The 21,415-nt window shown below is 67.9% G+C and carries 17 protein-coding genes and 2 pseudogenes; 3 read left to right on the top strand and 16 right to left on the bottom strand.

Annotation, left to right across the window (positions count from 1 at the left end; translation table 11 throughout):
- Positions 1-70 precede the first annotated feature (70 nt).
- From ACIRB1_RS43180 to ACIRB1_RS43135, 10 genes are all read right to left on the bottom strand, one after another.
- Positions 71-520 (bottom strand): NUDIX domain-containing protein, encoded by a 450-nt coding sequence (locus ACIRB1_RS43180; protein ID WP_403469460.1) that lies wholly within the window; start codon positions 518-520, stop codon positions 71-73.
- The gene (gene tmk / locus ACIRB1_RS43175; RefSeq protein WP_403469459.1) at positions 517-1,173 is read right to left on the bottom strand and encodes a dTMP kinase; all 657 of its coding nucleotides are present in this window, start codon (positions 1,171-1,173) and stop codon (positions 517-519) included. The genes ACIRB1_RS43180 and tmk overlap by 4 nt, the downstream gene beginning before the upstream one ends.
- Complete coding sequence (locus ACIRB1_RS43170; protein WP_403469458.1) at positions 1,170-2,696, bottom strand: B12-binding domain-containing radical SAM protein; 1,527 nt, start codon at positions 2,694-2,696, stop codon at positions 1,170-1,172. Before ACIRB1_RS43170 ends, tmk begins: the two co-directional genes overlap by 4 nt.
- Before the next feature lie 12 nt (positions 2,697-2,708).
- Complete coding sequence (locus ACIRB1_RS43165; RefSeq protein WP_403469457.1) at positions 2,709-3,512, bottom strand: hypothetical protein; 804 nt, start codon at positions 3,510-3,512, stop codon at positions 2,709-2,711.
- 92 nt (positions 3,513-3,604) lie between these two features.
- Positions 3,605-4,270, bottom strand: coding sequence for a hypothetical protein (locus ACIRB1_RS43160; RefSeq protein WP_403469456.1), 666 nt, complete (start codon positions 4,268-4,270; stop codon positions 3,605-3,607).
- Positions 4,267-4,842 (bottom strand): hypothetical protein, encoded by a 576-nt coding sequence (locus ACIRB1_RS43155; RefSeq protein WP_403469455.1) that lies wholly within the window; start codon positions 4,840-4,842, stop codon positions 4,267-4,269. Before ACIRB1_RS43155 ends, ACIRB1_RS43160 begins: the two co-directional genes overlap by 4 nt.
- A 378-nt stretch (positions 4,843-5,220) precedes the next feature.
- Positions 5,221-6,585 (bottom strand): glutamine synthetase family protein, encoded by a 1,365-nt coding sequence (locus ACIRB1_RS43150; RefSeq protein WP_403469454.1) that lies wholly within the window; start codon positions 6,583-6,585, stop codon positions 5,221-5,223.
- Positions 6,585-8,102, bottom strand: coding sequence for an amino acid permease (locus ACIRB1_RS43145; RefSeq protein ID WP_403469453.1), 1,518 nt, complete (start codon positions 8,100-8,102; stop codon positions 6,585-6,587). Before ACIRB1_RS43145 ends, ACIRB1_RS43150 begins: the two co-directional genes overlap by 1 nt.
- Before the next feature lie 76 nt (positions 8,103-8,178).
- Positions 8,179-9,144, bottom strand: a complete 966-nt coding sequence (locus ACIRB1_RS43140) for a hypothetical protein (protein ID WP_403469452.1) — start codon at positions 9,142-9,144, stop codon at positions 8,179-8,181.
- A 226-nt stretch (positions 9,145-9,370) separates the two neighbouring features.
- Positions 9,371-10,318, bottom strand: coding sequence for an ATP-binding protein (locus ACIRB1_RS43135; RefSeq protein WP_403469451.1), 948 nt, complete (start codon positions 10,316-10,318; stop codon positions 9,371-9,373).
- Positions 10,319-10,806: 488 nt separating this feature from the next.
- Between ACIRB1_RS43135 and ACIRB1_RS43130 the strand changes: the two genes are divergently transcribed.
- Positions 10,807-12,300 carry a helix-turn-helix domain-containing protein gene (locus tag ACIRB1_RS43130; RefSeq protein WP_403469450.1) on the top strand — a complete coding sequence of 498 codons (1,494 nt, stop codon included), beginning with the start codon at positions 10,807-10,809 and terminating at the stop codon, positions 12,298-12,300.
- A complete protein-coding gene (locus ACIRB1_RS43125) occupies positions 12,297-13,010 on the top strand; it encodes an HAD family hydrolase (RefSeq protein ID WP_403469449.1) in 714 nt (237 codons plus the stop codon). The genes ACIRB1_RS43130 and ACIRB1_RS43125 overlap by 4 nt, the downstream gene beginning before the upstream one ends.
- Before the next feature lie 404 nt (positions 13,011-13,414).
- On the opposite strand, the pseudogene dnaK reads toward ACIRB1_RS43125, so the two are convergent.
- The 4 genes and pseudogenes from dnaK to ACIRB1_RS43105 all read right to left on the bottom strand — a co-directional run.
- Positions 13,415-14,836, bottom strand: a pseudogene (dnaK, locus tag ACIRB1_RS43120) (molecular chaperone DnaK); the annotation flags it as partial.
- Between the two features lie 324 nt (positions 14,837-15,160).
- A pseudogene (locus tag ACIRB1_RS43115) lies at positions 15,161-15,817 on the bottom strand (caspase domain-containing protein); the annotation flags it as partial.
- Positions 15,804-16,184, bottom strand: a complete 381-nt coding sequence (locus tag ACIRB1_RS43110) for a hypothetical protein (protein ID WP_403469448.1) — start codon at positions 16,182-16,184, stop codon at positions 15,804-15,806. The pseudogene ACIRB1_RS43115 and the gene ACIRB1_RS43110, both read right to left, overlap by 14 nt.
- A 517-nt stretch (positions 16,185-16,701) precedes the next feature.
- Positions 16,702-17,736 (bottom strand): aldo/keto reductase, encoded by a 1,035-nt coding sequence (locus ACIRB1_RS43105; RefSeq protein WP_403469447.1) that lies wholly within the window; start codon positions 17,734-17,736, stop codon positions 16,702-16,704.
- Positions 17,737-17,846: 110 nt separating this feature from the next.
- Here ACIRB1_RS43105 and ACIRB1_RS43100 point away from each other — a divergent pair, with 110 nt between their 5' ends.
- Entirely contained in the window at positions 17,847-18,788 is a 942-nt protein-coding gene (locus ACIRB1_RS43100) for a cupin domain-containing protein (protein ID WP_403469446.1), read from the top strand.
- Between the two features lie 650 nt (positions 18,789-19,438).
- On the opposite strand, the gene ACIRB1_RS43095 is transcribed toward ACIRB1_RS43100, so the two are convergent.
- Both ACIRB1_RS43095 and ACIRB1_RS43090 read right to left on the bottom strand, forming a co-directional pair.
- Positions 19,439-19,903, bottom strand: coding sequence for a cupin domain-containing protein (locus tag ACIRB1_RS43095; RefSeq protein WP_403469445.1), 465 nt, complete (start codon positions 19,901-19,903; stop codon positions 19,439-19,441).
- A 659-nt stretch (positions 19,904-20,562) separates the two neighbouring features.
- Positions 20,563-21,414, bottom strand: coding sequence for a helix-turn-helix domain-containing protein (locus ACIRB1_RS43090; protein ID WP_403469444.1), 852 nt, complete (start codon positions 21,412-21,414; stop codon positions 20,563-20,565).
- Between the last annotated feature and the right edge of the window lies 1 nt (position 21,415).

Here is a 21,415-nt window from a genome sequence, read left to right as displayed (position 1 = left end):
GAATTTAGCGCCGGACCGGGGCGCCGGCCGTGGCCGAATCGCCGCGAACCGGTACCCGGAACCATGCGAGTTACTCCCGCCAAGCGTGCTCGGTGAGAAGGCTGTCGGACTCGTTCAGGTAGCCGAGCAGGCCGGCCCGTGGGTACTCGATGATGTCGTCCGGTAGGTCGTGGACTGTGAACCAGTCGAGCGCCAGGCACTTGTCCGGTTCTTTGTTGACGGGCTCTCCTTCCCATTCGAGGGCGAGGAAGAAGAGACCGATGCGTTCCACCTCGTCGTCCTGACGGTGGTGTACGACGTGAACGAGCTGAAGGTCGCCCGGGATGACAGCGATGCCGGTTTCCTCGAACAGCTCTCGGGCGGCGCCTTCGGAGGAGGGCTCGCCTCGGTCGAGTTTCCCGGAGGGCATGTGCCAGCGGCCGTAGCCGTAAGGGCCGCCGCGCTGGGACAAGAGGATCTTGTCGCCGTCGCGGAGGATGACGTGGGTGTCGATGACGGGTGTAGCTGTGGTCGCGCTCATGGTCCTTGAGGGGGTGGAGGGCCGGTGGTGGGGATTGAGGCTAGCGGTGGGGTTGGTATGGCGTCGGCGATTCGCTGAGCTACGTCCGATGGGGTGTAGGCGCCGTTGTCGAGCAGCAGCACGGTGACGCCTCTGCTCATCAGGTAGGCGGCGGCTGCCCGGTACAGGTCGACCTCGCGGCGCGGGCCGGTGGGGTCGAGGTGCCAGCGGTGTGTGGCGCCGCGCTCGGTGATGCGTGCGGAGATCACGTTCGGCTCGGCGGTCAGGAGGACGGCCAAGTCGGGGAGAGGGACGTGCTGGTTGACGTCCAGCAGGAACTCGAGGGGAACGCCGTCGAGTTGCTGGAGGACCAGCGTGGAGGGTAAGTAGCGGTCGCTGATGACGAGTTCGCCGGCCTGCAACGCCGGGTCTATCACCGTCTCGACGTGCTCGTACCGGGTGGCGGCGACGAGGCAGGCCAGCGCCAGGCCGTGGATCGTGTTCGCGTGGGAGCGGGTGAACGTTCCCAGCGCGGTGGTGGTCGGCTCCACGGTGCGCCGGACAGAGCGGCCCTGCTGGGCGAGCAGCTGGTGCAGTGCCTGCACGGTGGTGGACTTGCCCACGCCGCTGGGCCCGTCGACGCTGACGAAGAAGCCGCTTCTCGCGCTGTTCACGCCGCTTCCTTCGGGACGCGCTGGTTGCGTTCGTGCTGCTCGCGGGTGAGCGTGGCGAGCGTCGAGCGGATGCGGGTCAGGGGCACGTCGCCGAACTGGATGCTGACGGAGAAGTTGAACTCGTCGCGTTGACGCATCGATTCGTGTGCTCCGTCGCTGGTGAGGTCGATGTCGGCGTAGGCCAGGAGGGCGTCCGCGCTGTGGCCGGCGTCTATCAGCGTCTGCCACACGGGGGTGCCGGGGTAGGGCCTGAATTCGAAGACGCTGGCGCGTATGTCGCCGGTGTTCTGGTCGGAGATGTCCCAGAGGTTGTGGACGTGCCGGACGGTGGCGTCGAGGTCTTCCTGGGTTTCGCCGGGGAAGCCGAAGATGAAGTAGCCCTTGACGCCGATGCCGTGGGCGACCAGGCGGCGGGCGACGCGTTCGGTCATCTCGGCGTCTATGCGTTTGTCCATCGCTTTGAGGATGCGGGTGCTGCCGGATTCGATGCCGAGGGCGACTTCGCGCAGTCCGTTGGTGACGAGGCGGTCCAGGTCGGCGTCGGTGAGGCGGTCGAGGACGTTGATGCGGCCGGTCGCGTCCCAGACGTACCGGTCGCCGATCCGGTGGTGGGTGAAGGCGGTCATCTGTTCGTCGATGACGCGGCCGACGCCGAGGAAGAGGTCGTCGACGAAGCGGAACGCGGTCACGCCGTACTCGTCGTGCAGCTGGTCGAGTTCACCGATGATGTTCTCGGGGGAGCGCACGCGGATGGTGATGTCCGGATTGGCGGAGACGGCGGCGCCGCAGAAGGTGCAGTTGTAGGGGCAGCCGCGGCTGCCGACGATGTTGGCCTCCCAGTGCCCGCGGGTACTGATCCAGGGGCGTTCGGCGGCCAGGCGGAGGTCTGCGGCCGTCGGCGGGGCCTGGTAGGGGTCCTGGGGCAGGAAGGCCCGGTTGACGTACGGCAGGGAGTTGATGTCGGGACCGAGCAGTGCCGCGGTGGTCTTGGGGCTAGCGATGCCGGCGGCCGGGGTGTCGAGGCGGGGATCACGCCACAGGACGCCCGGCAGGGTGCGCCGGTTGTCGAGGTCCTCCAGGAGCGCGGCGACGCGCAGTTCTCCTTCGCCCAGGACGAGGGCGCGCAGGTGGCGCATGCGGGGGTCGTTGAGGATGCGGTCCGGCATGGCCTTGGCGTGGTGTCCGCCGACCATGAGGTCGATGTCGGGGTCGAGTCGGGCGGCGATCTTGGCGGACATCTCGTAGGTGGGCGCCAGGAGGTTCATCGCGGCCCAGCGGGGTGCGGCCTCGTTGACGATCGCTGCGGTCTCTTCGATGCCCAGGCCGTGGGCTTCGGCATCCAGGACGCCGACGTTGAAGCCCTGCTGCTGTGCGTAGGTGGCGATGTACGCCATGCCCAGTACGGGGAGGGTGTAGTCGTTGGTGCGGGGCCGCAGTGTGTAGTCACGCAGCGGTGCGTTGATGAACAGGGCGTCGAGTGTGTGGGTGGCGTCGGCGCCTGCGATCAGCGGTAACTGCCGCATGGGTCCTCCCGGTCATGATGCGTGCGCCCCCCAGGTGAGGGTGGCGAGGGTGAGGGTGTGCAGGGCGGTGGGGTTGCCGGCGGCCCAGCCGGTCCACAGTGGGCCGAAGGCCTTGTCCTTCTTGCCGGGCCAGGGGTAGTCGGGCGCGATCTGTGCGGCCCAGGTGCGTACGGCGAGGTCGTCGTGCGGGTAGATGCTGAAGTCGCCGGTGTAGTCGGCGGCGGCGGCGCGGGCGGTCCACGGGCCGATGCGGGGGATGGCGGTCAGCGCGGTGACCAGGGCGGTGGCGTCCAGGTGTTCCCACGTCTCGTGGTGTTGTCCGTAGTGCTCGGCTGCGGCTTGCAGTGCGGTGCGGTGGAACTTCGCGCCGATCGCGGCGAAGCTGTCCTCGGGCAGGCTGAGGATCCGGGTGTGGTCAGGGGCGACGGCCAGGGGTCCGAACGGGCCGTCCACGGTGGTGCCGTAGGTGCTGCACCAGTTGCGGTAGAGCTTGCGGGCCTGGTCGGCGCGCACGACCTGGCGCAGGATGGCGGTGGTGATGGCGTCCCACAGCCGAGGATTGGCCAGGCGCTGGGAGACGCCGAGCTGGGTGAGCCCGGTGCGCAGTGCGGCGGGTGCTGCTGCCGGCAGGTCGGCGGGATCGGTGGCGACGAACGACGGTTTGATGTCCTCGCTGCCGTCCACGCAGTCGATGCGCAGGCCGTGGCTGTCGTACGAGATGACCCACAGCCCGGAGCCGGCCAGCACGGCACGTGCGTGAGCCCCGTCGGGGTAGTGGTGCCAGGCGGGGTGATCGGTTGTCAGAACGCCGGTCATCAAAAGCTCCTCGTGCGGTTCGGGGGTGTTCGCCGTAGCCTCTCGCGTCAAAGGCAGGCGGCACGCCGTAGGGGCCGTGAAATCCGGTGAGGTCAGGTGATGATCTGGTGCTCTTGCAGGTAGCGGCGCATCTGCAGGTACTCGGCGACGGTGGCGGGGCGTGAGGGTTCGGGCTCGTTGCCGGGGACGGCCGGCTTGGGCCAGGACTGCTGGGGCGGCATGAGTTCCTCGGCGGCGTGGGAGGACGTTTTGCGGCGGGGGCCGCGGATGAAGAGCGTGACGGTGTCCGGCGCCATCACGGCCTGGTGGACCATCGAGTGGTCGAGCACGTACACGCTGCCGGGGCGCTCGAGGGTGACGATGGCCGGCCGGAGATCGGCGCCGGTGAACGGGCCCTGCCAGCCGTTGGTGCGACGGCGGACGACGTGGACGTAGCCGCCGGTCAGGATGTGGGTGGCGAACGCGTAGCAGTGGTCGTGCGGCACGATCTGGTGCTCGGGCCGGGGGTTCATGTTGAGGCGGATCTCGAAGCTGTGGTCGGGGGCCTCCCACAGCGACAGCCGGTTCAGCAGGAGCGTGACGCGACTGGCGGCCAGACGGGATGGATGGGCCATCACCTCCTCGACGAGCGTGGTGAGCAGGTTCCGGTCCTTGGACAGCCGTTCGAGGATGCTGTGGCTGACGTGCTGGACGAAGGCCAGGTCGGACGTGTCCAGGCACGGGATCTGCGTCAGCCAGGAGCCTGCGGCGGTTGTCACGGACGGCCCCCTGCCGCGGCGAGGGAGACACCGTCGAGGATTCCGCGGGCACGGCGCGCAGCTTTGGTGTACTCGTCGCGGGTCAGAGCCGGCCCTGCGGGGTCCGCGGGCGGTGCGACGGCCAGCAGTTGCAGGGCATCAACGCTGCTTTGTGTGGCGCAGAGGGTGCCGGCGTGCACGGCGAACGCCTCCTCCGGCCTGAAGACGCGTGTGTAGGAGGGCTGTTGGGCAAGGGACTGGGCCACCTCCTGGTACATCTCCAGCTTCAGCGAGCCGGCGATCGTCAGGACCACGGAGGTGGCGAGGACCGGCCAGGGCACTGTGTCGGACTGTGTGGCCAGCCGGAGGTAGACGGTGGGGCCCTCTGGCAGCGGGACCGGCAGATGTGCGTAGCCGTGGGCGAGGAAGGAGCCATCCGCCTGGGAGGAGCCCGTGTCGAAGACGCTGAGGACCCTCGCCGCGAGCGTGGCGCGCCAGCCCACGACGTGCGAGGGATCGATCGCGGGGATCTCTCCCGGGGCTGTGCTCTGGTCGAGTAACAGGTGGACGAAGGCGGGCAGGAGGGCGGTCACGAGGCATTCCTTGCGCGGTCGGTGAACGGTGGGGGCGCCCGGCGCGGGGCGGATACGGCGTCTTCTTCAGGGGAGGAAACGCCGCGTCCCCGCGCCGGGCTGGTGTCCCGCGCCCGGCAACGGGGGTGCCTGGCGTGAGACGTTGGGGCCCGCGCGCGGTCATGCGGATTCACAGAGGGCGGCCGTGCGCGGGAGTTCGTGTCCCGGCCTCCGCAGGCACCACCCCGCAGGGGCCGGGACGGGTCCGGACCCACCAAGGATCAGACCCTCCCGGCCGTGTCAGGCCGGGAGCCGGGGCCCTCGTTCCCCACCCGCCCGGGGGGAACGAGGGTGCTTTGGGCCCTGCCGCCGAGGGAGGATCACCCGGCGGCAGGGAGATCAGCGGATGCCGCGTTGCCGTTCTGTGTCGGTGACGCGGCTGCGGTGCCAGTCGAGTTCGGCGTAGGCGGCGCGGGTGTAGTGGTTTACGACGTCCTGGCCGAGCTGGCTGTGAGCGATGGTGCTGTGCTCGAAGTGCTGGACGGCTTCGGCCAGATCGGCGTAGACGGGCATGGTGCTGGTGTCCTGGTAGGCGTCGCCTTCACAGGCCGGCCGGGGTGTCAGTTTTTCCTCGATGCCGTGGGCCATCGCGGCGATGTAGGCGGCGAGTGCGAGGTAGAGGTTGGCGTCGGAGCCGGCGAGGCGGACCTCCAGGCGGGCACTGCGGCCGTGGCCGGTGACGCGGACGGCGCAGCCGCGATGGTCGATGCCCCAGGTGTAGCGGGTGGGGGCGAAGCTGTGAGGGCGCAGGCGTTTGTAGGAGTTGACGGTGGGCCAGTACAGCGGCGCCAAATGCGGCAGGAGGGAGAGCAGGCCTGCGATGGCGTGGGTCATCAGCGGCGGCGGGCCCTGGGCACGGGAGTGGTGGAATCCCGGATCGCCGTGCTCGTTCCACAGCGACAGGTGCAGATGGAGTCCGCTGCCGATGCCGGCCTGCGGGGCCGCCATGAACGCCGCGCGCAGGCCGTCGTGTCCGGCGACATCCCGGGCGAGGAGCTGGAAGACGGCGTAGTCGTCGCAGACGTTGAGGGCATCACCGTAGGGGAAGGTCACCTCGGCCTGGCCCGGCGCGCCTTCCGTTTTGAAGGCCTCGTAGTCGATGCCGGCGTCGGCCAGGGCGCTGCTGAGGTGGCGGGCGAAGGACGTGGCGGCGGGCGGGAGGTCGAGGGCGTAGTCGAGGTTCTCGCTCCACGCCGGGACCAGACCGGAACCGCCGTCCGTGAGGAGGACGAACTCGCTCTCCACTCCCGCCTTCACCTCGTATCCCAGCGCGCGCATGCGGTTGAGCTGGGTGTCGAGGATGTGGCGGGGGTCCACCGGGAGGGGCGTGCCATCGTCCTGGACCGGATCGCCGAACACGATGACGGTTCCGAGTCGCGTGGGCAGCATCCTGGTGTTGGCCAGGTCCGGTTTCACGCGGAGGTCACCGAATCCGTGGGTCCAGCCGGTGAGGTCGAACCCGTCCAGGGGGGTCATGTCGGTGTCGGTGGCCAGGAGGTAGGAGCACATCTCCGCCCCGTCGGTCATCCGTTCCAGGAACACCGGCGCGCTGAAGATCTTGCCCTTGAGGCGTCCTTGGATGTCGGGTAAGGCGAGCATGATCTCGGTGATGCGTCCGGCGCCGACTGCTTCGCGCAGCGACGATTCGGTGACCGCTCCGGACAGCCAGGGCTTGCGGGAGCGGGCGGTGTTGCCTGCGGTCATCAGAAGCCTCCCTCGCCGAACGCGGCGGCCTCGTCCGGTAGGGCAGTGCCGGCGGCGGCGAGCTGGTAGTCACGTTTGCCGCGGGTCGTCCACGTGATCGCGGCGAACAGCAGCGCGACCAGCAGCGTCACCCCGGCGTAGTTGAAGGACTCGGTGGTGATCGGGGTGGACTGCGGCAGGCAGAACACCACCGTGATGACGACGACGTAGATGCAGGCGACGACGCCCACCGGGCGCCGCCAGCGGCCCAGGGTCCACGGGCCGCTCTGGTAGGCACGGCCCTGGCGCAGGGCGAGGAAGACGGGGATGCCGTAGGTGGGGATCATGCCGACCGCGTTGATCGCGGTGATCGCACCGTAGGCGGTGGGCGAGTACAGGACCGGCAGAGCGAGGACGAAGGGCACGACGACGGCGAACCACACCGCCCGCGTCGGCGTCTTGGTGCGGGAGTTGACGCGCCGCCAGCTCGTCCAGCCGGGTAAGGCGCGGCTGCGGGAGAACGCGTAGATCATGCGGCTGGCCGCGGCGACCTCGGCGTTGCCGCAGAACAGCATCGCCACAATCACGACCAGAAGCAGCGCCTTGGCGCCGGACGCGCCCAGGACGTCGAGGAAGATCTGAGCCGGGGGTACGCCGGTCGCCGTGTTTTGTGTGGCGCTGTAGTTCTGCATGGCGAACAGGAGGCCGGAGATGAGCACGAAGCCGGCCAGCCAGGACACCCAGATGGAACGCACCATGCCCTTCGGCGCGGAGACCTGGGCGTCGGTGGTCTCCTCGGCCACGTGCGCGGAGGCGTCGTAACCGCAGAACGTGTAGCCCGCGAGCAGGCCGCCGATCAGCACGACGTAGAGGGGGCTGAACCCGGTGTCGTTGTGGAAGTGAGTGAACACGAAGGTTGCCGACTGGTGCTTGGCCGGGGCGAGGGTGAGGGTGCCGACGATGACGGCGACGCCTGCGAGCTGCCACCACACCGAGATCGAGTTGAGGATGGTCACCAGGCGCACGCCCGCCGAATTCAGCAGCCCGTGCAGCAGCAGGATGCCGCCGAATAACCACATAGTGGACGCCGGGGTGGGCGCGATGCCCCACTGGAGCTGCGCGAAGGCCCCGGCGAACAGGGCGGCTCCGTAGTCGATGCCTGCGATGGCGCCGAGCAGGCCGAGCAGGTTCAGCCAGCCGGTGTACCAGCCCCAGCGTCGGCCGCCCAGTTTCTCGGCCATGAAGTAGGGGCCGCCGGAGGTCGGGTAGGCGGAGACCACGTCGGCCAGCGACATGCCGACCAGCAGCGTCAGCCCGCCGATCACGACCCAGCTGCCGAGCATCACGACAGGCCCGCCGTGGCCCAGGCCGTACCCGAACAGGGACATGCCTCCGGCCAGGATGCAGATGACCGAGAAGGAGATCGCGTAATTCCCGAACGTCCCCATTTTGCGGGACAGTTCAGGTCTGATTCCGAGGGCAGCGAGGACGTCGTCATCGTCCGGCGGCGTCGTCGGGACGGCACTTCTGTGAGACACCAGAATCCAATCAAGAAGAGGGGAGGGAGCAGGGACGAAGGGGCAGGCGCTGGGTGCGGCGGCGGTGCACGGCTGCTCACCAGGGCGCCCCCCGCCTCAGGACGGTGGTGCGGATGCGGAGGAACTCATCGGTCCAGTCCCTGGTGCGGCCCAGACTCTCCAGAACGTCCTTCCACGGCTGCGGCGTGGCGTAGGGGCCCAGCGCCCTGAACACCCAGGCGGCGCGCTCGGTCTCTCCGCAGCCCACCAGGGCATGCGCCAGGTGGTTCAGGTCCCAGGGCGACACCCAGGCGTACTCGGTCGGCGGGAGGTGGGCGAACCATCCGTCGTAGGCCTGGATGGCGAAGTGCCGCGCCTGTTCTGTCTGCCAGAACTGGAGGGCGGAGTTACGGCCGTCGCTGTGCCGCTCGCGGTAGAGGTCCATCTGCGCATACAGCGGCAGCACGAGCAGTTCGGGGTTGAGCCGGCCGCCCGCGACCAGCCAGTGCGTGTACTGGCAGGAGACAGCAGCCCCGTGACGGCGCAGGAAGTACTCGCGCATGCGGTGATGGCCGTCCCGGCTGCCCGGATGACGCCGGTCGGCCTCCTCCAGAAAAGGCCACGGCCCCTCCAGGTGCATCACGGGATCGTCCAGCGTGCCCCACGGCTCCCGGCGATGGCGCCAGCGGGGATCGAAGCGCCACGCGTCGTAGGGAAGCTGACTCAGCAGAAGCCGCCCGCACCACGGCTCCGGAGAGCGCGGCCACACCTCGTCCACCCTCCTCCACTCCTGCTGCGCCATCGCCGCAGCACGCCCCACGACATCCGCCTTCGCACCCTTGCGGCAGAGGTCGACCGCTCCCCGGGTCAGCGACCACGCCCACACCGTGGCAGCGTGTGCGCTGTACGGCTCCTCGTCCCGCCACATCTTCAGGACACCGCGCCCAGTCACGCTGTCCGTCAGACGCTGGCAACGGGTCGCGTACAACGACCAGTTGTCCGCCGTGCGGATCAGCAGGTCACGGGCACTGGCGTACCGGCCCATCTGCAGGTCTTCGAGCACGCCACGAAGGTCGGAGTCGGCACCGACAGGACTGACAATGAGGTCCATGTCACTGAGGGGTGTTGTTCGTGCTCCAGGAGGCGAGGTCGCGGGGGGTCTTGGCGAATCCAGCATCGAAGGCCTCGAATTGGGGGATGGGCGTGAAGGAAGGGGAACGTGCCCCGGCAGAGACGGCGGGGCGCATGGCGTGCCGGCGGCAGGTCGGGAGGCCGGTGTTGGGCGGGGGTCAGACGGGTAGTGCGCGGGGTTTGATCAAGGCCTGGACGATCTTTCCCGCGTCCGTGGGGGCGTAGGAGATCTCGGCTCCGAGCCGGCGGGCGGTCCACAGGCCGCGGGGGCGCTCGCCCTCGGCCGGTTCCCAGCTCACGGCCGTATCGAAGTTGGGGAATTCGGCGTGGCTGTCGCGCACCTGAATGACGAGTTCGCCGGTCTGGAGCAGGGCCCACTGCATGGTGAACTGGGCATACTCGGGTGCCTTGGTGTGCGTGACGGCGTTGGCCATCAGCACACGCCCGATCGTGGCCAGATCGCCGATATCCACGAAGCCGTCGTCAGGATTCAGGTACGCGGTCAGGTACACGCGGGTGAAGCGGTAGGCGTTTCCCGCTGCGAGGTGAGTCGCCCGAAACTTCTCCTTCCGGGCCCACTTGGTCTCCGCGCACCCGAGATCGGGGATCACAGGGGCAGCACCGGGGTCCGTATCGTCGTTCCTTCTCACAAGAGGGAGGGAGCACCAGGTCGTGGTGCCGTCAGAGCTGACGCCCCAGGCGTCGGAGATGGCGCGGACAAGGACGAGGCCGCGGCCGTTCTCGTTGTCGGGAGACGCCTTGCGTAGTACGGGGAGTTGGTGAGAGCCGTCCCGCACTTCGATCAGAAGGTGCGTGTCGGTGAGATACACCCGCAGTCCGACATCACCGAGTCCATGCTCGAGCGCGTTCGTGACCAGCTCGGTGACGAGTACATCGGCGGACTCGATCAGCCCCGGCCAGCCCCAATACCGCAACCCGGCCCGGAGGATGCCCCGCGCACGGCCTGGTACAGATCGGTCTGCATCGGCGATAGCGCCAGCCGTGCACCCCTCGTCGCGTTCGAAGGACATGTTGAAGCCGGGGTACGCGCGGAGAGCAGAGAGGATTCCGGGGCGCGCTCGGGCGATGGTCGCAGTCGGTGTCATGCCGTTTTCTCCATGCGTCTTCACTTTGGCGATCAGTGTCAGGGGGTCAGCAGCCGGGGGCTGCCCTGCCCGGGGTGCGGGTGAGCGCTCCTACGGTTTCAATCAGGGCCGGTGATCGGCTCAGCTCCAGCAGCCTCTGCTCAGGGCCCAAGGCAAGTGCGGTGAACCCCGGGCTCACGCTCGCGAAGCGAGCGCTGGGAGCCACCAAGTAGCCCTGTATCGCTGCTGTCGTGCTGTGCCCCGTTCCCGGCTCATGCATGACCAGGAGCGGGCGAACTGGCACGGTCCCAAACTCCATGGTTCCCTCCGAAGTCGCGTCGGCGGGCATCGCCCTCACACCGCTGCCGGATCGCTCTGCCCGGTGGCAAGAGTTTGGAGGGGCCGCAGATCGGTATTCATCGCTCCGGCGATATCGCTACAGCGATATCGATCTGGCATAGCCTGTATGAGGAGCGAGCTCGGGTTAACTCAGTGCGACAGGTGCTGTTATGAAGATGCCGATCCGCGTGTGCGGCAAGTGCGGAAGTACGCTGAGTAAGTACAACCCGGATGCCGTGTGCGCGCCCTGCTCACGTAATGGCGCCGCGCCTGCCGTCCCTGACCGCGCATGGCGGGACGAGGAGGTACAACGAGCCCTGGCTGCTTGGGATTTCGGGGAGTTGATTCGCTTACTGCGTCGCCGATCGGGGTTGTCCCAGATGGGGATACGTGCCCTCACCGGGCTCACGCAGTCACACATTTCGGACCTTGAGAACGGTCGCAAGCAGTTGGGCGGCCGAGACTCCATCATCGATCTACTCAATGGTCTGGGCCTTCCCTCGGACTTGAGACCGCTACTGCTGACTCCGCTCACGGACCGGGATGAGACAGCAGTTTCGGACACACTCGACCCCGCGATGCCGTGGACAGCAGCCCGTATGGTGACGTCACTGGAAGTTGCTGTCGGAGGTTCCATGAAGCGCCGAAGCGTGCTGACCGCCTTGAGCGGAGCCAGCGTCGCCCAATACGTTCTGCAGTCAGCCATCACCCCCCAAGAGGCACTGGCCGCGGACAGTAGAGACGGAACGCGGGTGACCACCCCCCTGCTTACATCCCTGCAGACCACCACAGACGCGCTGAGGCAACTGGACGCGACCAGTGGAAGTGGAACCCTAGCCAGTACAGCCAGGCAGCACCTCAAGGTCTTGCTCGGACTGTTGAAGACCGGAACTTACGACGAGCGGACAGGCCGGCACCTTGCAGCGGTGACCGCTGATACGGCCATCCAGACCGGGTGGTACACGTTCGACGGCGGCAAGCACGAAGAGGCTCAACGGTTGTTCGTCGGCGCGCTGCGCGCAGCTCACGCGTCAGCAGACTCCAGGCTCCGCGCCGGCGCCCTGTCCTTCCTGGCCATTCACGGATACTCAGTAGGCGACCCCCGCCAGGCAGTCACTGCCGCTAGGACCGCGCGCCAGAGCATCAGCGACCAGGACGCGCCGACACTGCAGGCCATGCTCCTTACCCGACAGGCCCGAGGCCATGCTCGACTCCGCGAGGAACGGCACGCGCTGGCAGCCCTTGACGAAGCGGAAGCCCTGTACGCAAACGGACCTGGCGAGGACGACCCGCACTGGCTGTACTGGATCAACTCCGGCGAGATCCTCGGCCAACGGGGTAGCTGCTTCCTCGAATTGGACCGTCCGACCGAAGCCGCCAACGCCTTCGCCAGTGCCCGGGGCACCCTGAGCCACCAGGAAACGCGCACGAAGGCCCAGTTCCTCTCCCGCGCGGCAACAGCGCAGATGCGGGCGGGTGACGCCGACGCGGGCTGTGCCACCGCACAGGAAGTTCTCACCATGGTGGACGGAATCCAGTCCGCTCGCCTCGACGAGCACCTTCGAGCAATGCTGGGTGAGGCCCGCCTGTTCAAGCGTGCCGCACCTACTCGCCAGCTCCTCGACCGGGGCGAGGCGGTCCTCAAAGAGCGAGCTCTCACATGATTTTGGTTCTCTGGGACATCGACCGGACGCTGCTGTACGTCGGTGAGACCGACCGATTGGTGTACCGCGAAGTATTTCGCGACGTGGTCGGCCGCGAGGCGCAGCAACTCCCCGCCAGAGGCACTGGTGTCACGATGCCGCTTGCAGTGCGAGAGCTCCTTTCAGCTAACGGAGTCTCCGAGCCGGAGACCGACAACCTTGCGGATCTGATCATTGACCGCCTGCCCGGACAGTTGTATCTACATCGTGAGGCGTTGCGCCGCACTGGTCACCTAATGCCCGGCGCCGTCGAGGCCCTGGCAGCTGTCCGCCAGTCCCAGCTCCTCGTCCCAACTGTCGTCACGGGCAATCTGAAAGCAAGTGCAGAGATCAAACTGTCCGCGTTCTCTCTCCTGGACTATGTCGACACGACGGTCGGAGGCTACGCCTCCGACGATTCTCATCGCCCCGCTCTAGTACGGATTGCCCAGACCAAAGCCAAGGCGGTGTACGGCCATACGTTCAACCGCGAGAACACAGTCATCGTCGGCGACTCGCTCCAAGACGTCAGAACCGGACAGGAGGGAGGCGCGAAAGTCGTCGGCGTTGCCTCGGGAACCACCTCGGCTGAGCGTCTGGCAACCGAAGGAGCCGATCACGTCATACCTGATCTCACAGACACAGGACGCCTGGTTGAGCTGATCCACACGACCGCGAGCAACTATTCCTGAGAGTTCACCGAACGCCGCATGCCGAGCGTGGAACAGAGCGGCACCGTTCATCTCGGGCCAACCACCGTCGCCCTTGCCGTGCTCGCGGCCCGGCCTCTTCCACGAGATGCCTTGGGCAGGCGTACGGCGGCCTGGGCGACATCGCACAGCACCGCCTACACGCCATCCAGGCTCGGGCTTTCGCCTACCTCGGCGATGTGTCCTCCGCGCAGCAAGCCATGCGGTTGTCCGAGCACGGAAATCGGAACCGCCACGACGAACTGCATGACGTTGTGGGCGGCGAGTTCGGGTTCTCTGCTGAGCGCCTGTGCGGTACCTGAGTGAGGCCTCGGCCTTCCTCGTGGAAATGGCCGCCTGGCCAGGCAGCGTTTGCGGGTCCACAAGTAAAGAACTCAGCTGCGGGCGATCCTCTGCTCCCTGCCCGTCGCCAGGTCCCTCGCCGTCACCTGTACCGCGTTGTCGGCGTCTATCTCGAAAGTGACCTCGATCTGGGGGACGCCCTTCGGAGCCGGAGGCAAGCCCTGGAGTTCAACGGTGCCGACCTTCTCATTGTCGGCCGCCATCTCGTGCTCGCCCCGGAAGACCTCGATCGTGATCGACGTCTGGTTGTCCTCGGCCGTTGTGAAGATCGCCGAATGTTTCGTCGGAATGGGGGTGTTCTTATCGATGACCTTCGTCATGACGCCGCCGGCAGTCTCGATGCCGAGGGATTGGGGTGTCACGTCGAGCGGCATGTCGTCGGTGAAATCAGCCTGGAGCGTGGCGGCCTGGAACGCGGCGCCGAGAGCGAAGACCTCGTCCGGCTGCAACCCGCTTCGTATCGGCCGGTTACCGGTCAGCTCCTTCACGAGCTCGGTGACGGCAGGCATCCGCGTGCCGCCGCCGACGAGCACGATGTGGTCGACCCGAGAGAGGTCCACACCCGCGTCCAGCAGGGCCGTCTGAAACGGCGCCTTGCAGCGCTCCAACAGGTCGGCCGTCAGCTCGTGGAACTGGGCGCGGGTGAGCGTCTCCTCCAGGTGCAGCGGGCCGTCAGTGCTGGCAAAGATGTAGGGCAGGTTGATCACAGTCGCGGTGGCGGACGACAACTCGATCTTCGCCTTCTCAGCGGCGTCGTGTAGACGCTGCAAGGCCATCCTGTCCCCTGACAGGACGACACCGTGGGCTTCCTGGAACCGCTTGACTAAGTAGTCGACGATACGCTGGTCCCATTCGTCACTACCGAGGTTGGTGTCGCCGTTGATGGCCTTCACCTCGAGAACGCCGTCGCCGACTTCCAGCACCGATACGTCGAAGGTACCGCCGCCGAGGTTAACGACGAGGATTGCTCGCACGTCCGTGTCGAGGTCCACTTCCAGGCCGTTGGCGAGCGCGACCGCAGTGGGCTCGTTGATGATGCGCAGGACGGTAAACCCGGCGATCTCGGCGGCTTCCTTGAGCGCCTGGCGCTCGGCGTCGCCGAAGTGGGCGGGCACGGTGAAGGCGGCGTCGGTCACCTCCTCGCCCAACTGGTACTCGGCGTCCTGCTTTAGCTTCTGCAGGATGAAGGCGGCGATCTGCGGAGCGCCGAACTCCTTGCCGTCCACGGTGAACTTCCAGTCGGTGCCGAGGCGTTGCTTGACGAAGCTGACGGTCCGCTCCGCGTTAATGACTGCCTGGCGCTTGGCTACTTCGCCGACCAGCACCTCGCCGTTCTTGGCGAAGGCGACGACGGACGGCGTGGTCCTAGCACCCTCGGCGTTGGTGATGACGCCGGGCACGCCTCCATTCAGGATGCCGATGACGGAATTGGTCGTCCCGAAGTCGATGCCGACGGCCCGTCCCAGGGCAACGGAGGGTGCCGGTCCACCCTCGCCACCAGTGTTCCGAGCGGCATGCTGTGTCCAGAAGATGGCGCTGGCCTCCGCGCTGCGCACGTGCGCGGAGTCGGCGCCGTAGAACCTCATGAGCTGCCGGCTGATCTCGGCGTAGCGCCGGGCCGCTGCCTCCGGGTCGCCCCTGTGCCCCAGTTGCTCCGCGTCGTCGACGAGCAGCCGGCCCCCACTCTCGACATCCCCGGCGGCCGAAGGCCGATACCCTAGATTACGCGCCAGCACCAGGTCCTCGACAGTGTCCGTCCCCTGCCGTCGCGGCTCCGGCAGCCCCCGCCCTCGCAGCCCCCGGTACAGGGATCGGTAGACGTGATCCAGTGTCAAGTCCTCGGGCGCGCGTGGATCGCCCTCGCGTAGAAGCCGCAGCAACTGCCCGGTGAAGGCGGTGTTCTGTTCTCCGCTGGGGGCGAGGGCGGTCACCCCACTCGCGGTCGCGGTGAGGGTGTAAGACCCTGTGATCTGCGTCTGGTCCATCACCACGTCGTCGGAAGCCAGGACGTCGATGGCGCGTCCGGAGTAGCAGCAGTCGAGGATGACGACGCGGTTGCGGGCTGGGCTGTCGGCAACGAGCTCGCGCACCCCGTCGAACGGCATGGCCGTGTAGCGCAGCAGGTCACGGCGAGTCTCGGAGAGCCCCAGGTACAGGTTGCCGCGACTGTCGAGCAGTCCGTGCCCAGCGAAGTAGACGAGCAGGAGGTCCTCGGCCTGCGACGCGACCTCGGCGAGCCGTCTATGGACCTCCTCCGCCCGGGCTGGGTCACGTACGACGGTGCAGTTCTCCTCGGCGAACCAGCCGTGGGCGGGCTGGCTGAGCGCGCTCACCAGGTCGGTGAGGTTGTTCAGTACCGAGGGCAAATCCTGGAGGGACCGATCGGCGGAGTAGGTGCCCGTGCCCACGAGCACGACGCGTGATCCAGCGCTGTCAGGCTGTCTCATCGGGGCCCGCGTTTTGCTCGTCCGGCCCTAGGAAGTAGAGGAGTTCAGCGACCAGCGCGTCGTCCGAGGTGGCGCGCTGTACGCCGAATTCGAAGCTCTCCCCGTCCGCCCGGACCACCTTCAGGGTCACGTCCCGGGTGCGGTGCTTGACCCACTCGACAGCCGCCCGCGCGAGCACGCTGACCGCCCCGCCGGTGGACAGCGCGACCACAAGCGCGTCAGACAGCCCGCCGCTCATCTCGTCCGGCGCGGGTGCGCCCTGCTCCAGCCGGATCCGCCCGCGCAGTTCCCGCTCGTGCCGGAGCCACTCCGCCAACTCCCCGAGCTGTGCGGCCGCCACTCCGGCGTCGGCGTCTTCGATGAGCAACCTGGATTCCAACGTCCGCCCCCAGGACAAGAGTTTTATTGGGCCACTGTACGAGGGGACATCCGCCAGGGCGCGCATTACGCAAAGAAGGGCTGCTCGCAGGAAGAGCTCAGGGGACTCTCGGCATCTACGGCATCTGGCAAGGCAAAGTCATCGCCGACAAAATCAAGACCAGCCTTCGCGACTTCGACGCCGCACAGATCGAGCACAACGTTGACTCCAGCGCCCGCGGCGTGGACATCCACCGCATGGCCTCGGTCCACCCCATCCCCAAAGACACCCGAAACGCTGCCCAAGCCGCATGCGAGTCGCAGCGTAATTCACAGCCAGTAACCAATGCGAGGACGTCCGCCCAGGCAAGCTGCCGGACCGCGCCACCTACGTAGGTGGCGCGAAGATCTCTGTCCCCGCCTCGATCGGGTGAGTCACGAACCACCATCGTCCTGATGCAGCGTCAGTTCGCTAGACTCGAAACAGGCATGCTGACCAGGGAAAATGGAGAAGCGTGACTGGAGTACTAGGCCGCCGCCCGTTCCTCGGGCCGTCGGCGCCGGAGGGCGGTACGCAGGAGGGCCGGCGGCTGGTACGCCATGTCGAGGGTGCCCACGTCCGTTCCCGGCGGCACGATCGCGTCGATGCGGTCCAGCAGGTCGTCGTCCAGGACGCGGTCGGCGCCGGCGAGCAGGTCGTCGAGCTGGGCCATGGTGCGCGGGCCGATCAGCGCGGACGTGACGCCGGGGTGGGCGATGGCGAAGGACATCGCGAGGTGGGTCAGCGGCATCCCCGCCTCCTGCGCGAGCGGGATCAGCCGCTCGACCGCGTCGAGGCGCCGGTCGTCCTTAAGGTGCTGGAAGCCGTAGTGGGCACGATGGGTGTCGGCCTCCCGGCCCTTGCGGTAGCGGCCGGTCAGCATGCCGCCGCCGAGCGGCGACCAGACCAGCGTGCCCATCCCGAACTCCTCGGTCACCGGCAGGACTTCGCGTTCGATGCCCCGGTTGAGGATCGAGTAGACCGGCTGTTCGGTGCGCGGCCGGGCCAGTCCGCGGGACTCCGCCACCCAGTGCGCCCAGACGATGTCCGAGGCCGGCAGAGCGGAGGTGCCGAAGGCCCGGATCTTGCCGGCCCGCTGCAGATCGGTCAACGCCGACAGGGTCTCCTCGATGTCGGTGTCCGGGTCAGGGCGGTGGATCTGGTAGAGGTCGATGTAGTCGGTGCCCAGCCGGCGCAGCGAGTCCTCGACAGCCTTGAACAGCCAACGGCGGGAGGCCCCTTGGTGGTTGGGCTCGTCCCCCATGGGGTTTCGCGCCTTGGTGGCGAGTACGACGTCGTCCCGGCGGCCGCCCTGGGCCAGCGCCTTGCCGACGATCTCCTCGGACTCCCCGCGCGAGTACATGTCGGCGGTGTCGACCAGGTTGATACCGGCGTCCAGCGCCCGGTGGATGATCCGGATCGACTCCTCGTGGTCGGGGTTGCCGATGGCGCCGAACATCATGGCGCCGAGTGCGTACGGGCTGACCCGGATGCCGGTCCGGCCGAGGGTTCGGTAGCGCATGTCTGCTGTCTCCTGTGGATCGGGGATACCCCCAGCCTCTACGCTCCGACCCGTACGATGAATAGTTGTCCGTCCGGATTTCTTTAGCGAGAGTACGGAAGCGTGGAAATATGAGCGGTGGCGAGTGGCTGTCCGAGGTCTTCGACCTGGTCGAGGTGCGCGGGGTGCTGACCGGCGGGGCGGTGGCCCGGGGCGGCTGGCAGTCGCGGGGACCGCTGTACGACCCGGTAAAGTTCTTCGCGATGGTCAACGGCCGGGCCACGCTCTCCACCGACGGCGTCGACCGGCCGATCGAGCTGGAGACCGGCGACGTGGCTATCCTCACCGGACGCCGCTGGGTGGCGTTCGAGGCCGGGGACCCACCGCGCTGCGAAGTGCGCCCCGAGTCCGAGTTCACGGCAGCCGCCTTCGCAGTCTCCGACCGCGGCGCCGACGACATCCTGATAGGCGGCTGCATCAACCTCAACGAGGCCGGCCGCACGCTGCTCGTCGACTCCCTGCCGCCGCTGGCCCACATCCGCGCCGCACAGACGGGCTCGGACCGGCTGCTCTCCTGCCTGACCCGGCTCTTCGACGAGGCGACGGCCGCCCGGATCGGCTCGGCCTTCGCCGTCCGGCAGTACGGCCAACTGGTGCTCCTGGAGGTGCTGCGGGCGTACGTCGGACAGGCCCAACTCCCTCCGGGAGTCCTGCGGCTGCTCGCGGACGAGCGGCTGCGCCCGGCGCTCGACCGGATGCACGCCGACCCCGGCCGGGCCTGGAGTCTGGAGGAACTCGCCCAGGCCGCGGCGATGTCACGGACGACCTTCGCCGAGCGCTTCCGCGAAGTCGCCGGGACGCCGCCGCTGAGCTATCTGGTCCGCTGGCGGATGGTGCTCGCGCAGCGCGCGCTGCGGGACGGCGACGCGCGCGTCGGAGCGCTGGCCGGCGAGTTGGGCTACGGCTCGGAGAGCGCGTTCAGCACCGCCTTCAAACGGGTCGTCGGCGAGTCCCCGCTGCGCTATCGACTGCGCGTGCGCGAGGAGTCCGCCGAGTCCAGCGCCACGGTCTGAGGACAACCCGCGGCTTCGCACGCCGTACGCGCCGTCGACGCGCGCAGGCGTCCTGCCGCGGGAGGAGATCCCGACGGCGGCCGCGCCGCCCCGCCCGGCTCACCCGGGGCATCTCCACCCGACCCTCCCCTCACCCGGCGGTCCGTCCCCACACCCCACCACGGCATGCCGCCACCCGGGCGCGCCTCCGGAGGCCCAAGGACGGTACCTAGACCACATGATCCGAACCCCAAACAGCCCCTAGCGGCCAGCAGCTGGCGCGCCATGCGCTTCCACCGCAGAGCTTCAGCATGGTCACCTGCAACCCGATGTCGTGCAGCAATGCCGTACATCGCATGCCGTGTCCGATCCAGCAGATTATCTGCGTCACCGCGACGGGACCCGACACCCGGATCGCATCAGGCGCGCCGCGCAGACACAGCGTCAGCCTCTCGTGCCCATGGACTTGTCCAGCGGATCTCGATGCCGACGGCCGGCGCCGGATGGCCGCGGTGCGGCATGTGGACGGCGCGGTTCTGTTGGTGCGCTTTCTGTCGCCCACAGCCCGCGGTGATCCGGCTCGGCAGGGAGAGTCCCGTCTTTTTGAGCTTTCTCCCGTCCCAGTGGCCTCGGCCCGGGGCATCCGAGGGGTGGCCCGCGCGAGAACGGCCTCAGGCTTTCGGCGGCCCGTCCAGGAGTGTTATGCCGTACTGGGCCAGCAGGTCGGTATGGTCCGTGTCGTGACGCGCGTCGGCGGAGCCGACCGACCGGAAGTAGCCCTCGACGGCCCCGGGGTTGTTGATCTGCAGCACCTCGGCCGTCGAGGTGATCGGCTGGAAGGTGTGGGGAACCAGGCGGGGGCCGAAGATATAGGCGCCCGGCCCGGCGTCATGGACGTCACACTCGTCGAGCGAGGCCGATCCGACCCAGAAGCGGACGCGGCCGGACAGGATCACCCAGCTTTCGTCCTCTCCGCTGTGGCTGTGCAGGGGCGGCGCGTCCGACGGGCGCATGTTCAGCCGCAGGACGGTGGCCACTCCTTGCGTCTCGGAGGTTGACACGACCTGCTCCTGGACGGTGTCGTAATAGGAGTAGAGGGTGCCTTCGCCGGGGTTGCGCACGAGCGGGAAGCTCATGTGAGTTCTCCTCTGCTGTGGGTCGAGCACGAGGGATGACCAGGTCGCCGGGCCCATCACTGGGCAGAGCATTTGGTTGACTGTTCAATCATTAACGCGGTAAGGGGCGGACGCCAGGGACGGGAGCCCCTTTGGCTCGATTTCGACGCCCTCGTGCCCCGGGGGACTGAAGATGCCGGAGTCGGCGGCCGTCGCTCCGCATTCGGCAGCACCCCCGAGCCACCCAGCAGACGAGGACCGGCTGAAAGTCCCGCCCGATGTCCGCCACCGCACCCGGTGCGCACCATCCGACGGTGCCCGACACCCTCGCGCGCACCGGTGAGCCGACCCGATGTCCCGCACCGCACCAGTGCGGGCACCGACGGCAGCCCCCTTGTCCAGGTTGCAGCGAGTGCGCGTCCTTCAGGGGCCCACCGTGGTCCCCCTGCCCATGGAGACCAGGGTGGAAGCCGACACATCGCTGACGGGACGACGACATCGACCGACGTCATGACCCACGGGCTCGCTACCACGTTGACTCACACCTGGCGCAACCCACCCCGGCCCGCCTGCCCGGACCGGCGTGGACGCGAAGCGGGTGTGTCAATTTAGATTTACACTCCCTTTCCACAGGTCGAAGCTCGAGGGTTGGCTCGACTCGCCTTCTGGCGGAGCTGAGCTCAACGAGGGTTGAGGGCTCGGCGAGCCGAGTTGATGAGGGCGTGGGCGTCGGAGCCGTAGACGGCGGACTCACGCAGGGTGCGCCAGACCTTCGAGTAGAGGGCGATGTTGTCGGCGTCGTCCAACCACAACTCGGCATGCCAGTCCTCGGCGACGACCAAGCTGTCGTCCAGGACCCAGAAGCCGTTGGCGGGCACGATCTTCACCGAGGCGGTGAAGGGGATGATGCCCAGCTCGACGGTGTCCATCCCGACCACGCCCGTGAGTCGGTCGAGCTGGGCGGCCAGTACGGAGGGAGGGCAGATCAGCGACCGCAACGCGGCCTCCCACATCAGCACGTGCAGCTTGCGTCCAGGGCGGTACAGCCACTCCTGGCGCTGCACCCGGGAACGTACGGCGGCCTCGATGTCGTTGGCGCCGCCCAGTAGTACCGAGTAGCGCTGGATGACGTGGCGGGAGTACTCGGGGGTCTGCAACAGCCCCGCGATGACCGACTCTTCCCAGACCCACATGTCAGTGGTGCGCTCGATCTCGGCGCTCAGACCCTCGTGCAGCGGCTTGAAGCCGTTGGCAAGGGCCCGGCGCCACGACCTGATGTGGGACTCGAACCCCGCCAGGCGGGCGGCGAGTTCGGGGTACAGGTCCGGCTGGCCGGTCGCGTCGGCCCAAGCCTGGAGGTCCTCGGGGGTGGCCGTCTGCCTGCCGTTCTCCAGCTTGCTGACCTTCGAGCCCGGCCAACCGAGCCGCTGTGCGAGTTGCTGACCGGTGAGCCGGCCACCCGGGGACGAGAAACGCAGTTCGCGCAGACGCGCGCCGAGCGCCTCCCGTGCCTGCTGGTAGTCAGTGCTCACC

Source organism: Streptomyces sp. NPDC096013 (assembly GCF_044763565.1).
In the GTDB taxonomy this organism is placed as follows: domain Bacteria; phylum Actinomycetota; class Actinomycetes; order Streptomycetales; family Streptomycetaceae; genus Streptomyces.
The sequence above is the reverse complement of the archived record's forward strand: the minus strand, read 5'-3'. Positions and strand labels throughout refer to the sequence as shown.